This window comes from Dickeya sp. NCPPB 3274, from assembly GCF_000406205.1.
Lineage (GTDB): Bacteria > Pseudomonadota > Gammaproteobacteria > Enterobacterales > Enterobacteriaceae > Dickeya > Dickeya fangzhongdai.
This window is the reverse complement of the sequence record NZ_CM001979.1, coordinates 2,433,783-2,447,354: the sequence shown is the minus strand read 5'-3', so window position 1 is coordinate 2,447,354 and position 13,572 is coordinate 2,433,783. Positions and strand designations below refer to the sequence as shown.

At 50.4% G+C, this 13,572-nt stretch carries 15 protein-coding genes; 8 read left to right on the top strand and 7 right to left on the bottom strand.

Features of this window, described 5'->3' with window-relative positions:
- Positions 1-217 precede the first annotated feature (217 nt).
- Entirely contained in the window at positions 218-736 is a 519-nt protein-coding gene (locus tag DXX3274_RS11180; protein ID WP_042859837.1) for a ClbS/DfsB family four-helix bundle protein, read from the top strand.
- 491 nt (positions 737-1,227) lie between these two features.
- Positions 1,228-2,199, top strand: coding sequence for an acyltransferase (locus DXX3274_RS11175; protein WP_238556108.1), 972 nt, complete (start codon positions 1,228-1,230; stop codon positions 2,197-2,199).
- A 661-nt stretch (positions 2,200-2,860) separates the two neighbouring features.
- On the opposite strand, the gene DXX3274_RS24075 is transcribed toward DXX3274_RS11175, so the two are convergent.
- From DXX3274_RS24075 to DXX3274_RS23735, 3 genes are read right to left on the bottom strand one after another with little or no spacing between them, the layout of a single operon-like run.
- On the bottom strand, positions 2,861-2,998 hold the full coding sequence (locus DXX3274_RS24075) for an ASCH domain-containing protein (RefSeq protein WP_202960832.1): 138 nt from the start codon (positions 2,996-2,998) through the stop codon (positions 2,861-2,863).
- A gap of 56 nt (positions 2,999-3,054) precedes the next feature.
- Complete coding sequence (locus DXX3274_RS11165) at positions 3,055-3,450, bottom strand: N-acetyltransferase (RefSeq protein ID WP_050569860.1); 396 nt, start codon at positions 3,448-3,450, stop codon at positions 3,055-3,057.
- Positions 3,393-3,677: a hypothetical protein gene (locus tag DXX3274_RS23735; RefSeq protein WP_152495256.1), complete on the bottom strand. Its 285-nt coding sequence runs from the start codon at positions 3,675-3,677 to the stop codon at positions 3,393-3,395. The genes DXX3274_RS11165 and DXX3274_RS23735 overlap by 58 nt, the downstream gene beginning before the upstream one ends.
- Before the next feature lie 89 nt (positions 3,678-3,766).
- Here DXX3274_RS23735 and DXX3274_RS11160 point away from each other — a divergent pair, with 89 nt between their 5' ends.
- Both DXX3274_RS11160 and DXX3274_RS11155 read left to right on the top strand, forming a co-directional pair.
- A complete protein-coding gene (locus tag DXX3274_RS11160; protein ID WP_042859835.1) occupies positions 3,767-4,600 on the top strand; it encodes a mannosyl-3-phosphoglycerate phosphatase-related protein in 834 nt (277 codons plus the stop codon).
- A gap of 17 nt (positions 4,601-4,617) precedes the next feature.
- Positions 4,618-5,844 carry a glycosyl transferase gene (locus DXX3274_RS11155; protein ID WP_042859834.1) on the top strand — a complete coding sequence of 409 codons (1,227 nt, stop codon included), beginning with the start codon at positions 4,618-4,620 and terminating at the stop codon, positions 5,842-5,844.
- Between the two features lie 31 nt (positions 5,845-5,875).
- On the opposite strand, the gene DXX3274_RS11150 is transcribed toward DXX3274_RS11155, so the two are convergent.
- On the bottom strand, positions 5,876-6,646 hold the full coding sequence (locus DXX3274_RS11150; RefSeq protein WP_042859833.1) for a class I SAM-dependent methyltransferase: 771 nt from the start codon (positions 6,644-6,646) through the stop codon (positions 5,876-5,878).
- A 329-nt stretch (positions 6,647-6,975) separates the two neighbouring features.
- On the opposite strand from DXX3274_RS11150, the gene ydfG reads away from it, so the two are divergent.
- From ydfG to DXX3274_RS11125, 4 genes are all read left to right on the top strand, one after another.
- Positions 6,976-7,725, top strand: coding sequence for a bifunctional NADP-dependent 3-hydroxy acid dehydrogenase/3-hydroxypropionate dehydrogenase YdfG (gene ydfG, locus DXX3274_RS11145; RefSeq protein ID WP_042859832.1), 750 nt, complete (start codon positions 6,976-6,978; stop codon positions 7,723-7,725).
- Positions 7,726-8,081: 356 nt separating this feature from the next.
- Complete coding sequence (locus DXX3274_RS11135; protein ID WP_042859830.1) at positions 8,082-9,275, top strand: MFS transporter; 1,194 nt, start codon at positions 8,082-8,084, stop codon at positions 9,273-9,275.
- 141 nt (positions 9,276-9,416) lie between these two features.
- Positions 9,417-9,773: a DUF1283 family protein gene (locus tag DXX3274_RS11130; protein WP_042859829.1), complete on the top strand. Its 357-nt coding sequence runs from the start codon at positions 9,417-9,419 to the stop codon at positions 9,771-9,773.
- A gap of 77 nt (positions 9,774-9,850) precedes the next feature.
- Positions 9,851-10,138, top strand: a complete 288-nt coding sequence (locus tag DXX3274_RS11125) for a DUF1161 domain-containing protein (protein WP_042859828.1) — start codon at positions 9,851-9,853, stop codon at positions 10,136-10,138.
- A 214-nt stretch (positions 10,139-10,352) separates the two neighbouring features.
- Here DXX3274_RS11125 and bioD read toward each other — a convergent pair whose 3' ends face one another.
- From bioD to DXX3274_RS11110, 3 genes are all read right to left on the bottom strand, one after another.
- Complete coding sequence (gene bioD / locus DXX3274_RS11120) at positions 10,353-11,024, bottom strand: dethiobiotin synthase (protein ID WP_038658704.1); 672 nt, start codon at positions 11,022-11,024, stop codon at positions 10,353-10,355.
- A 162-nt stretch (positions 11,025-11,186) separates the two neighbouring features.
- The gene (locus DXX3274_RS11115) at positions 11,187-12,404 is read right to left on the bottom strand and encodes an ROK family transcriptional regulator (RefSeq protein ID WP_042859827.1); all 1,218 of its coding nucleotides are present in this window, start codon (positions 12,402-12,404) and stop codon (positions 11,187-11,189) included.
- Positions 12,405-12,520: 116 nt separating this feature from the next.
- The gene (locus DXX3274_RS11110) at positions 12,521-13,435 is read right to left on the bottom strand and encodes a LysR family transcriptional regulator (protein WP_042859826.1); all 915 of its coding nucleotides are present in this window, start codon (positions 13,433-13,435) and stop codon (positions 12,521-12,523) included.
- Positions 13,436-13,572 lie beyond the last annotated feature (137 nt).

Here is a 13,572-nt window from a genome sequence, read left to right as displayed (position 1 = left end):
TGCACCTCATTAGTGTCCGCGCATCATCTGAGATATCACCAGTAATGCCTGGATTCATAGAATACCCGTACGATCACGTACGCACCCGGCACGAGTCTGAACCGGTGTTTTTTCATGAGTCTTCCCCTGTTGTGATGAGTGGTACATAATTGATTGTTTTTCAAACACCAGACGGTACCTTCATGGCATCTGTTTTAAAACTGAGAGGGAGTTCTTGATGGGTGTGCCGCAAACAAAATCCGAACTGCTTTCCGCTATTGATAAAAATTTTGCTAAATTAATCGGTTACCTCAACGCTATTCCACCTGAACTCACTTCGGATAAATCGATGGATGGCCATGCAAAAGGCACGGAGATGAGCGTGTGTGATCTGGTTGCGTATTTGCTGGGATGGAACACGCTGGTGGTAAAATGGATTACCGGTGATGCAAAAGGTCAGCCTGTCGACTTCCCGGAAACCGGTTATAAGTGGAATCAACTTGGGCTCCTGGCCCAGAAATTTTACATAGATTACAAAGAATTAAATTACCAGTCGTTAATAAACCACCTTCAGTCGGCAAAAGATGAAATAGTGAAGCTTATTGATGAGCGCACTAATGAAGATCTGTATGGAAAGTCATGGTATGGCAAATGGACAATGGGACGCATGATCTCATTTAACACCTCATCACCCTATGCCAATGCTAATGGAAGATTAAGGCAGTGGGCAAAAAATAATCATATTTGCTTAAAGTAATCATCTGCGTGGAATCGCAATGGCGGTATGTCCGTAGTGAACATAACGCTAACTACCACTGGTTGCTCAGGCCGTGCTGACATGTAGTTAATCAGAAGGAGGGGGAGACCGATGACGCCTCGATCACAAACAATTTCACAAACAATTTCACAAACAATGAGGAGAAAATTTCTTTTATACCGTCAGTAGCGTGTTTTATGCGTGGAATGCTATTTTTACTGTGATATGATTAAGCTATTATCCCGTTAGGATGATTTTAGTTGTCACTTTTTAACCTGGTAGCCTCGATATCTTTACATATTCCAGGTTACTCGTTACGCTCGTCCATTGCTCCGGGCAATTCCCTTGCCTGTTAAAAATGCGTTATCCGGGTATACGTTCTGGTCACGCCAATCAACAGTTATTGCCTGGGATAAGTTCTAATTATTATCGATAAAACATAATGCATTGTTTATTATTCATGATAAATATAACAAAGAGAACATAATAGAATGGAATGGCTCTATATAGCTAGAATTGTGTCAACTTTTGCTGTTATTGTTTTGCATATCTCTGCTTATACTGTGACCCAGGCCGAACTTGGGGCTTTTTCCTGGTGGGCGGGTAATTTATATGACTCATCAGTTCGTTGGTGTGTCCCGGTTTTTATTATGATCAGCGGGGCGCTACTGCTTTCTCCTGAAAAGATCGACAGTCTATCTGTTTTTTATAAAAAAAGGATAGGTAAGATATTGGTTCCATTGTTGTTTTGGTCTTTTTTCTTTATTTCATGGGGTGTGTTTAAAACTAAACTCAATGGCGAGGGGGAGGGTGATATACTAAAAAGCATCATGAATGGAAGGCCTTATTATCATATGTGGTTTTTGTACATGATAATAGGGCTCTATATGTTCACTCCGCTGATTAGGATTTTAGTGGCTAATACGAGTGAAGAGCGGCTATTGTTTTTCGTTTTCCTGATGTTTGTTTTTTGCTCTTTAAGTGACATGTATAATTTTTTTATCGGGAATAGTGACTTCTTGTTTGTTGGTGAGTTCATTTATTATGTTCCGTATTACATCAGTGGTCATTTAATCGCGAAAACACACACCACTAAACCCCTTTCATTCTATATATTTCTGTTTTTAGTTTCATTGTCTTTAACTTGTGCCTGTTACTATTTACTGTCTTATTTTTCAGGGAAAGAGATAGGTCTTTATTTTTATAGTTATTTAAGTTTCAATGTCATAGTTATGTCTGTCTCTTTTATGCGGATTTTGAAATTTATTCATCTGGATAAAGCCCATAGCAATAAATTAAAATTTTTATCTGATGTTAGCCTGGGTATTTATTTAATTCATCCTGTTTTCATTGAGGTTTTTTATTATCTGGCAGCAAGACGATGGATCGATTATTCCATCTTCTCCATACCGTTGATGTCCATGATTGTTTTCGTATGTTGCGTGGTTTCGGTTTTTTTATAAAAAAACTCCCTTACTTAAGAAGAATCGTGTGATTTTAGGCATCCGGCCGAGCCGGAGCACAGAAGCGCAGGGAATGGCATCAGATGGCGGCTGCAACTTTTGCAGGCACGTATTCGAGAGATGGAGTTTGAGAACGAGCGACAAGAACAGTTCGCTGACTGTCCATTCCGAACACGCTGAAGCCTGATGGGCGGAACCTGAGCGCTGAATCAAGTTCGTTGTAGGAACTCCTGGCCGCACAGAAATACTGGAGCGGAATTGCTCATCACAATCCAGAAAGAGAGATTCTGCTGGAAGGGGTGATGACGGTAGTCAAAATAGTGGACTAATGGATCCTAAGCATCTATCCGGTCAGGCTGCTTAATCTCAACGGTGTATGCCTTGGCTTCAGCTACCACGCAACGACATGGAAAGGGTAAGTGTATGATTGATTGTGACTTGAATGGGCTAGTTGCCCACCAGATGTAATTTAACATAATATACATTATGCGAACCATTGTAAGGTCAGGCGGATTCTGGCGTTCCTGGCTGGTATCGGTATTCAATATAATAAATCTTTCGCGCAGCTCTGACGTACTGATCTGCCCGCAGTTGCCTGACATTACAAAGTTCCCAGGCATACCAGCCATCTTCAAAGCTGGATGCGCCCGCCGCTGGGATATCATCTGGAGTGAACGACCTCTTCGTCTGGAGTGATATCCGGCAACCACTTTCGCACCTCAATGGTTTTTCTTCCGGATGCAATGAGCTGTCCTGCCGGCGACACAACTGACAATGCCTTCACCGATTTTTTATTCATGCTCTCTCCATGCCCGCGGGGATTCGAATGCGAACTTAATTTACTGTTCTTCCTTGTCACCTTAATGTTTTTTCCAGTCTGAGGATCTCCGTCGATTCACTGACCTGTCTGAAGCCATGACGCTGGTAAAGACCTTTGGCCGGGTTATCCCGAAAGGCACAAATGCGCAGGCTTTTTAGCCCCTGTTGTTGTGCTTGCCCTTCGATTTGTTCTAATACCCATGTCCCAATACCTTTTTGTTGCCATTGTGGGTAAAGCTGCAAATCGTTTATCAGGCAAAACGAATCCTGACTATTAATCTGCTGGCTGACAAACCCGGCGCTCTGCTGGCGAGAACAGATAACCAATACATTGAGTGAATGCAGTAAGGTACTGTAATGTTCTCCATTCCAGATCAGGCCATAACGCCGATATAAGCCATCATATTTGCTCTGCTTAATGCTTCTATCCATCGGTAATCCGTTTTACTGGCTGTGGCCAGCCGCAGATCTTGCATCCTGGTCGTCATGAACATTCTCTTTAGATTGAGATAATCAATAGTTTTTACCTTATGCTCAGTCCTGATTTTTCGCCAGCAGTTTGCTTCAACGGTCATTTTGGCGCTGAATTTGCGAAAACTGTGATCTGTGCATAGGCTTAATAAAGCACTCAAATCATTTTCATCAAAATAATCAGGCAAATAGCGTTTCCCGCCCGATCCGCATGTCAGTTTGTCTTGTGCCGTACTCTGGATAAATCAATACCTGTCGAGCGCTTATAGGAGACGAAATGCCTGAAGTGACTAAAAACTGGGTTATTTTTACCGATCTTGATGGCTCGTTGCTGGACCACCACAGCTACCGCTGGGATGAGGCTCTCCCGTGGCTGAGGCGGCTGCGGTCCCAACGTGTGCCGGTGGTTATCACGACCAGCAAAACCGCGGCAGAAATTATGTCGATTCAGCAAGAACTGGAATTGCACGACATGCCCGCCATCGCGGAAAACGGCGCGCATATTCTGCTGCCGGCATCCTGGCAAACACGATTGCAGACATCACGACCGCCCACTTCACGTACTTATCCCGACATTTGCCGACAGTTACAGGCTTTACGCGAGCAGTATGGATTTTTGTTTCATGGCTTTGTCGATATGGACGATGCCGCCGTGGCGGCCGCCACCGGTCTGACGCTGTCGCAAGCTGCTCTGGCCCGCCAACGTACCGCCTCAGAACCCGTGCTGTGGCAAGGGGATGCAGCATCACTGGAAATGTTTAGGGCGTGTCTGGCTCAAAAGCACTTATTGCTGACCGAAGGCGGCCGTTTTTTTCACGTGATGCACGAAGGCGTCAGTAAAGGCGCAGCCGTCAACTGGCTGAAGCATCGTATTGAATTAACAGCCCATTCATCGCCAATCACCCTCGGTTTAGGTGATGGACCGAATGACATTTCGCTGCTGGAAGCAACCGATTATGCCGTCATCATTAAAGGACACGTTAGCGAAAAGGTGACGTTGTCACCCTATTTTTGTGGTCAATCCTATCGCACACTGGCTGCCGGACCGGCTGGCTGGAGTGAAGGATTAACCTATTTTATCAGCCGTTATGGGGCTGAACTGCTTGATTGATTAGGGAGGCGCACAACATGAGTGAGTTTTATCAGGATGGTATTATCACCAACTTTCATAATCTTACCCGACGCAGCGTAGAGGAGCTGGAATACGAGCTGCAGGTGTTTTCTGGTCAAAGCAGCATGGGGCTAATCCTCCCTTCCCTGTTTTCAGAACTGGAAGGACCGGCGCTGGACAAGATTATCGATATGCTGGCCCAGGTACCCTATCTGTCTGAGATTGTCATCGGGCTTGATCGGGCGGACCGCGATCAGTTTCTGTTTGCCCGACAATTCTTTTCCCGACTCCCACAGCGGCACCGCATTTTGTGGAATGACGGCCCCCGTCTGACACGGCTCAGCCAGGAACTGGCCGATAAGGATCTGGCGCCGATGGAACAGGGAAAAGGCCGAAATGTCTGGTTTTGCGTCGGCTATACTCTGGCATCACGCCGTACTGCGTGCATCGCGCTGCATGATTGTGACATTGTCACCTATGACCGCGCCATGCTGGCCCGCCTGCTCTACCCGATCGCCAATCCCCATTTCCACTACGACTTTTGTAAAGGCTACTACGCTCGGGTAGCCGAAGGAAAATTAAACGGGCGCGTCGGGCGGCTACTGGTATTCCCACTGCTGAAATCGCTGCAAAGCGTTTACGGTAATTCGGATTATCTCGAATATATGCGCAGTTTCCGCTACCCGTTATCCGGTGAGTTCGCCATGCGCAGCCATGTGCTGCGTAATCTACGCATCCCGAGCGACTGGGGGCTGGAGATCGGCATGTTGTCGGAAATCCATCGGGGAACGGCGACCAGCCGTATCTGCCAGGTGGATATTGCCGATAACTATGACCACAAGCATCAGCCGATATCGGAAAACGACCCCAGCTCCGGGTTGCAGCGTATGGCGATGGACATCACCAAAGCGCTGTACCGCAAACTGGCGATTCAGGGCGTCAACATCACGACCGATTCATTCCGGGTGCTGCGCGCCACTTACTACCGCACCGCGCTGGATATGATCGATTCGTTTGAACACGATGCGCGCATGAACGGCCTGCATTTTGACCGGCATACCGAGGAATCGGCAGTGGAACTGTTTGCCGATGTCATTACCCAGTCCGGCCAGGCATACAGCGAAAGTCCGGGAGATAAACCGTTTGTACCCAGTTGGAACCGAGTTCAGTCGGCATTCCCTGATATTCTGGAGCGGCTGTACGACGCCGTTGAAGCAGATAATCAGGAAATGCACGGCGTATGACTCGTCGTATCGCCCCACCGGGGCGATACTATTACCCCTGGCTGACGACGATAAACGCAATATCGGTGGTGAAGGAGCCATCCTGTTGAATGTCATAATGCCGTGTGACCTCGGCCGACATCTGTTGCTGCAAAGCACGAATGGCGGTGACAAAATGTTCAGGGGTTCGCATGCGCGTCACCCAGCTCTGGAACTCCAGATGCAGGCGCGAAGTTTGCAGCGAACGTACTGTCAGCCCGGCCTCGCTCAGCAGCGTCAGCCATTCACCCGGCGTATAATCGCGTACGTGCGAGGTGTCGCGCAGCATTTCTACGGTTTGTAAATACACATCCAGCACCGGGTGCCCAGGTGAAATCACATCCATGAGGATGGCTTCGCCTCCTGGTTTCAGCACCCTTTTTACTTCCCGCAAGGCTTGCCCGACATCCTGCCAGTGATGGGCCGAATAACGGCTGATCACCACGTCAAAGCTATCGTCAGCAAACGGCAATGATTCCGCCACCGCTTGTTGCGTCCTGATATTACTCAGGCCTTTTTCCTGTGCGGCGCTGGCTACGACATCCAGCATGCGCGGCGACAAATCGCATGCCACTACGTTGTCGACCAGGCCGGCAACGGTAAAGCTGACATGACCGGCGCCGCAGCCCAAATCCAGCACGCTGGCATGACTTTTACCCTGCAGACGGCGAGCCAGTTCGGTCAAATCCTCTCCCTGCGCATGAACGGCACTGTTCAGGTAGGCGCTGGCCTGCTCGCCAAATTGTTGCTCGACGGACTGCTGGTGACTTTTACTGCTTTCCATATTTATTCCTTACCCGTGTTATCAATACCTGGACCAATAATTGCCTCGAAAAAGCAATATAGTGTGAAAAAACCACGTGTGACAAACTTGTTTTGGTCAGGCTGGAATCCTGCCCGACATTATGTTTGCAACATCCTGCAAGTATGAATCCCGTCTGCGAGGCTTACCGAAAAGATCAATGCTGACATAGAGATAGCATCAGGGTTAAGGTATGCTCATTGTTATGATGGTGTCACAGCGGCCGATAAGGCTGGCTTTTTCGATACGTAGCACAGAGTCATCAGGTTAGTTCGGGATCACTGCAGTCAGGAATGAAAGAGGAAAAACGCATGATTATTTTTGTTACCGGCGCAACGGCGGGATTTGGTGAAGCGATTACCCGGCGGTTTATCAAGGAAGGCCATCAGGTCATCGCTACAGGCCGCCGTCAGGATCGTCTTGATGCACTGAAAGCCGAGTTTGGCGCTGCGCTTCTCACGCTGCGTCTCGATGTTCGCGATCGACAGGCTATTGAGCAGGCCATCGCTTCTTTGCCCGCCGAATGGCGCAATATTGATGTGCTGGTCAACAACGCCGGTTTGGCATTAGGGCTGGAGCCGGCTCACAAAGCCAGCGTCAGCGACTGGGAAACCATGATCGATACCAACAATAAGGGGCTGGTGTTTATGACCCATGCGTTGTTGCCGGAAATGGTGACGCGCAATGCCGGTCATATCATTAATATCGGTTCCACTGCGGGCAACTGGCCTTATCAGGGCGGGAACGTCTACGGTGCCAGCAAGGCGTTCGTACGCCAGTTCAGCCTGGGATTGCGCGCCGACCTGTCCGGCACCCGGGTGCGGGTAACCAATATTGAGCCGGGTCTGGTGGGCGGAACCGAGTTCTCTGCCGTGCGTTTCAAAGGGGATGAGGCCAAGGTCAGTCAGACTTATGACAAATCCAACCCGCTGACGCCGGAAGATGTGACGGAAGCGGTATTCTGGGTAGCGACGCTGCCGGCTCACGTCAACATCAACACGCTGGAAATGATGCCGGTGAGCCAAACCTACGGCGGTCTGAAGGTTAATCGCGACGAGTAAATTCCCTTCTTCGCTTTTCGGCGCGGCAAACGGTTACCAATTGCCACGCCGTATGCCAACAGCGCGCAGGTGATTCAAGGATCAATCAATAACGGCTACGCAGCTCGTTCTCTGCTGTTCATGAGGTCTGCCTGGAAAATAGACGGCACCCATGTGGATACCGTATGCAGGGACCGGCTCTTTCGTCAGCACCCCAGCGGAAACTGAGCGCGCATTGCGTTTCAGCCATCTCTTTCAGGCGCTTCCTGTCACGGAGCTTATGCCGCTTGAACGGGCGAACGACGCGCTCAGCCGACTTAGAGAGGGAAAGGCGCGTTACCGGATTGTGCTGACAATACATCAGGATAAATAATCAGATGACCACAGAACACGCTCTGCCTGTCGCTGAGCAGAATAATAATATCATCCGCCTGGCGGCGGCCCAGGCACTCGCCGGGGCTAACTCGGTGGTCTTCTATGTAACCGGTGCGATTGTGGGTAATGCCATCGCACCCAGTGGCTCGCTGGCCACGCTTCCCATCACAATGTTCGTGCTGGGTATGGCGGCCTGTATCCTGCCGTTTGGCGCACTGGCGAGAAAAAACGGACGTAAAGCCGCCTTCATGACCGGCACTGGGGCCGGGGTCATTACTGGCCTGACGGCTGCACTGGCTGTCGTGATTGGCTCGTTTTTACTGTTTTGTATCGCTGCGTTTCTGGGGGGAGCCTATGCAGCGGTTGCGCTGAGTTTCCGCTTTGCAGCAACGGATGGCGTTACGAAAGAACGTCGTGCCCGCGCGTTGTCACTGGTTATGGGTGGAGGCGTGGTGGCAGGTGTAATCGGCCCCATGCTGGTGACGGGCACAATGAACCTCTGGCCGGCTCATCCGTTCGCGATTACCTTTATTGCGCAGGCGCTTGTTGCGGCAATTTCTGCCTTCATTCTGAAGGGGGTGACTCCCGCAGAGCCAGTGGCTGCAACAAAATCAGGAGGACGTCCTTTGCGGGAGATAGTTCGCCAGCCCGGTTTTCTGAGGACGGTATTCAGCGGCGCTGTGGCGTACATGGTCATGAATTTCCTGATGACGGCAGCGCCCCTTTCCATGCACATGCACGGGATCTCACAGCAGGCCGCCAATCTGGGAATTCAATGGCACGTCATTGCGATGTACGGGCCGGGATTTTTCACCGGCAGGCTGATTAACCGCTTTGGCGCCATGCGTATTGCGGCGGCAGGATTACTCATTACAGCAGGCTCAGTGTTTGTCGGATTAAGCGGAACAGACGTCTTTCATTACTGGCTGTCGTTGATTTTGCTGGGGATCGGCTGGAACTTTGGCTTCACCGGCGCATCAGCAAAAATCATTGACTTCCATCGACCAGAAGAAAAGACGCAGGTGCAGTCCCTGAATGATTTCGTGGTATTTGCCGTGATGATTGTTGGATCATTTTCGTCTGGCGCACTACTGAATCTGTATGGCTGGAATGCCGTGTTATGGGGGGCGCTTGTCCCGGTTTGTTTGGCATTTCTGAGTATTCAATGTGCTAGATATATGCCCCCACGCTCCTGATGTCACGTTTACGGCAAAGGCATTTTCCTGAATATTTTGGGTCGGTTATGGTTTGGTTATGGCGGCGGATGCTATAGTCACCGTAATGATTCTTGGTTATGACAACGATCGTATTTACAGAAATTCCTGTCTGGGTGAAACATGCAGAAAAAAACACGTAATCTACTCCTTCTTCTTACTTCATCGCTGTTTAGTCTGAGCCTCTGGCAGTCTGCACAGGCAGCGCAACATATCATTATTGATAACGGCAACAGTGCGTTATCCAAAGAAGCGGCGCGTCAGAGCAGCGAGGATTGGAACGAAACACGCACCTTGCGTAATAAGGTCAACAAGCATCTCGAAAAACGGGTCGACAAGGCGGACAGAGATTTCGACAAGGCCGATATGGCCGAAGCGCAGGAAGAGAAATGCAAAGCCAGCTCCAACTTCAATGCTTACTGGGAGCCCAATTCATTACGTTGCCTTGACCGTCGCTCTGGCCGCCCGGTAACGCCCTGATTTTTCACCTATACTGGCAACGGATTTATCGGCTTATCGCTGGGCTGGTAAATCCGTCGACTCGACAGGAGGATGTGATGAAGAAAACGATGCTGGCAGGTACGTTGTTACTGCTGCTTACACCGCTAATGGCGCAAGCGTCCTGCGAACGCGTTCGTGATGATATTGCCCGCAAGATTATCGCGAACGGTGTACCTGAATCGGGTTTCGAGCTGGATATTGTGCCTAATGATCAGGTTAGTCAGCATGGTGGGCAGGTTGTTGGCCATTGCGAACAGGATACGCAAAAAATCGTCTATATCCGTTTGTCGGATGACACCGATGTTCTGCTCCCACCTACGGCGCCGACCGGCAAGTCTCGCTGACCGGCTTTGAAAAACACGTCGTTACTGGCAGCAAATAGTTAACCGATACAACGCGTTGATGCTTAAACAGGTTAGCTAATCATCGGGGGACAATGTTCCCCCCTTTTTTTGCCCTTTATTCAGACAAGTGAAAAGCGAGTGGATACGGATAATCAGGCGCAGCGATAAGGAATGCCCTGCTCTTTGGAATAACGAACAGGGAATGTCTGCCAGATTAGAACGACTGGTTAATAGCGGAAAGGTCAATATAAGCGGACAGGTCCCGCTGTTCGGCACGCGGCAGATACGGTAATTCGCCCAGTTGGGGCGCGGGGATTTTTTCGCGCAGAGCGTGAATGATCTCGGCATAGTTGGCCAGACCTGGGTTGATGCGGTTCGCCACCCAGCCCACCAACGGCAGCCCATCATTAATAACGGCTTGCGCCGTCAGCAGCGCATGGTTAATACAACCGAGCTTGATCCCAACCACCAGCACGACCGGCAGTTGCTCCTGAACCACCCATTCCGAATAGGTTCGCATGTCGTTCATCAATGTACGCCAGCCGCCGCTGCCTTCGACGACAACCATATCCGACAACTCGCTGAGCTGGTTCAAGCCCTCGGTCATCGCACAGTAATTGATCTCCAGTTCACTGGCGCTGATTTCATCTTCCTGCAACGACACCGGATTAACCTGCTGGTAGGTCAATGGGATTGACGACGCTTCCTGCAACACCAGCGCATCTTTGTTACGCAATCCCTCTTCCGTTTCCGTACAGCTCTTGGCGACAGGTTTATAACCCACTACGGTTTTGCCCGTTTTCGTCAGCGCCTGTAATAACGCCTTCGATACCACCGTTTTCCCCACGGCAGTATCCGTTCCTGTAACAAACATACGCTTTAACATGAAAACACCACTCCGGCAGGCCCCACCTGAAAAAATAAACCTCAAAAAACTTACTGATGAAGTCTAAAGTCTAGGGGATGGGCCGCCGGAGCGGCTTGCGTTAGCGCAATGTTTTGTCGGTCAACGGGAAACCGCGCCTTGATTGCGCGGTTGATGGCTGGATTAGCCCTGCATCAGTTTAATCAGTAAAGAACCGTTATAGAGCGCATCCTTGATTAGCGCCGCGCCGGGTACGGTTCCCTGATTGTAGAAATGGGTGGACGTCACCTGCAGCTGATGACTATAGGCCGGCAACGCCTGACGGCGAATGCAGTCGATGATGGCGGGATACAGGATATCGGCGGCCTGATTCAGCGGCGACCCGATAAGAATTTTTTCCGGATTGAACAGGTTAACCATGATGGCGGTAATACGTCCTACGTTATTGCCGACATCTACAATGATATCTTTCGCCAATTGATCGCCCTTCAGCGCGGCGTCGCATAAAGACTCTACCGTTAACGGCGAGCCGTGCAGCAGCGAACTCATTGACCCTTTCAAGCGCTGCTGGGCCAGTTCCAGCATACTTTCTATGCTGGCGACGGTTTCCAGACAACCGTGATTGCCGCAATAGCAACGCTTGCCGTAAGGATCGACCTGGGTGTGGCCGATTTCCACCAGCGTCCGGCTGCCGGCATGCAGGATGCGGCCGCCGGTAATGACGCCGGCGCCCACGTTATGGTCGATGACAATCTGGATGACGTTTTGGCAACCGCGTGACGCGCCAAACAGCGCCTCCGCCATCGTCCAGGCACAGATGTCGTGCTGCAAATAAACCGGTACGCCGGTGCGTTTTTCCAGCTCCGGGCCAATTGCCATCTCTTCCACATCATAAAACGGCATACGATGAATCATGCCGGTGGACGAATCCACCATCCCCGGCGACGTGATGGCGATAGCCGTCAGACGCTCCAGTTTGCGCTGATGACGAATAAAAAATTGATCGATTTCAATCAGGATGCGTTCAAGCAACGATTGCGGATGTTCTGTAGGTAAATCAACCAGTTCTTCCACGACCAGATGACCGCTGAGATCGCGTAGCGCCAGCGTCATGACCTGATTGCTGATCCGTACCGACAGGTAGTGCCAGGCTTCGGTATCCAACACCAGACCGATAGCCGGGCGACCGCGGCTGCCCATTTCCTGATACTCCGTTTCCCGTACCAGATGGGCTTCCATCAGTTCACGCACAATCTTGGTAATGCTGGCAGGAGCAAGCTGGGCTCGTTTGGACAACTCAATGCGGGAGATGGGGCCATTTTCATCGATCAGCCGATAAACGCCACCTGCATTCATCTGTTTAATCTGATCGATGTGCCCCGGCTGACCACTGACAATCACTCTGAAACGGCTCCTGCGATTAGGCGTAATCGGTATTTTTTACGCTGTAAAATAAAAAACTGAGGCTATGGTGGAGCTTTTGTAAATAGCCGTCAAATATTTGATTCGATATGTGATTAACCGCACATATTTTTGACGGCGCTGCCCAGCATAAGTGTGATCAGCGTCTGGGCCGCAGTGTTCAGCGGCCGGTGTTGATGGGTGACCAGCCACATTTCGCTAATAGCGTCTTTTTCCTGCAACGACAGGTACTTGACGCCATCCACCCGGATGCGGCGGAATGACGCCGGCAGCAGGGACACCCCCAGGCCGGAAGACACCAGCCCGATAATGGTCATCGCCTCGCCCACTTCCTGAGTGATGTAAGGGGTAATGCCGTATTTCTTGAGCAACGTCAGTACTTCGTCGTACAACGCGGTTCCCACTTCCCGGGCAAAAAAGACAAACGGCTCGCTGGCCAATTGCTGAATACTGATGTGACCACCGGGGGCGGCGGCCAGCGGATGTTCTTCATGCACCACCGCGACCATCGGCTCATGCAGCAACAGCTGATGGCGTAGTGTTTCCGGCAGCGGGTTGTTACGCATCACGCCCAGATCCAGCTTGCCGTCAAGCAGTGGTTCAATCTGCTGTTTGGTGTTGATCTCCAGCATCTGGATATGCACTTCGGGGTAACTCTGACGAAACTGCAACAAACTGCGCGAAACCTGTTTGACGAAAGGCGCCGACGAGGTGAAACCGATATTGAGCTCCCCTATTTCCCCGCGCTGGATACGGGCGGCGCGTTCGGCCGCCTGATTAACCTGAGTGATGATGGCCCAGGCTTCCTTCAGAAACAGCTCACCCGCCTGGGTCAGACGCACGTTGCGGTTGTTACGTTCCAGCAACTGGGCGCCGATCTGCTCTTCCAGCGCCTGTATCTGCTGACTGAGCGGCGGTTGGGAGATATGCAGCTTTTCAGCGGCACGCCCGAAATGAAGTTCTTCCGCTACGGCAATAAAGTAGCGTAAATGTCTGAGTTCGATATTCATATTTATAAAGTATCATTATTAATGATTAATATATTATACAAAACAATCGAGCCAATTCTATGATGCGCTCACTGATGTTTCTGCCGTATTTTCTCCGGATAAGGATTGATTTTGAGTACCCCGCTGTCTGCACAAGG

Coding starts and splice junctions, on each gene's coding strand:
- DXX3274_RS11180 (WP_042859837.1), top strand. CDS start 218: ATGGGTGTGCCGCAAACAAAATCCGAACTGCTTTCCGCTATTGATAAA.
- DXX3274_RS11175 (WP_238556108.1), top strand. CDS start 1,228: ATGGAATGGCTCTATATAGCTAGAATTGTGTCAACTTTTGCTGTTATT.
- DXX3274_RS24075 (WP_202960832.1), bottom strand. CDS start 2,998: ATGAATAAAAAATCGGTGAAGGCATTGTCAGTTGTGTCGCCGGCAGGA.
- DXX3274_RS11165 (WP_050569860.1), bottom strand. CDS start 3,450: ATGGATAGAAGCATTAAGCAGAGCAAATATGATGGCTTATATCGGCGT.
- DXX3274_RS11160 (WP_042859835.1), top strand. CDS start 3,767: ATGCCTGAAGTGACTAAAAACTGGGTTATTTTTACCGATCTTGATGGC.
- DXX3274_RS11155 (WP_042859834.1), top strand. CDS start 4,618: ATGAGTGAGTTTTATCAGGATGGTATTATCACCAACTTTCATAATCTT.
- DXX3274_RS11150 (WP_042859833.1), bottom strand. CDS start 6,646: ATGGAAAGCAGTAAAAGTCACCAGCAGTCCGTCGAGCAACAATTTGGC.
- ydfG (WP_042859832.1), top strand. CDS start 6,976: ATGATTATTTTTGTTACCGGCGCAACGGCGGGATTTGGTGAAGCGATT.
- DXX3274_RS11135 (WP_042859830.1), top strand. CDS start 8,082: ATGACCACAGAACACGCTCTGCCTGTCGCTGAGCAGAATAATAATATC.
- DXX3274_RS11130 (WP_042859829.1), top strand. CDS start 9,417: ATGCAGAAAAAAACACGTAATCTACTCCTTCTTCTTACTTCATCGCTG.
- DXX3274_RS11125 (WP_042859828.1), top strand. CDS start 9,851: ATGAAGAAAACGATGCTGGCAGGTACGTTGTTACTGCTGCTTACACCG.
- bioD (WP_038658704.1), bottom strand. CDS start 11,024: ATGTTAAAGCGTATGTTTGTTACAGGAACGGATACTGCCGTGGGGAAA.
- DXX3274_RS11110 (WP_042859826.1), bottom strand. CDS start 13,435: ATGAATATCGAACTCAGACATTTACGCTACTTTATTGCCGTAGCGGAA.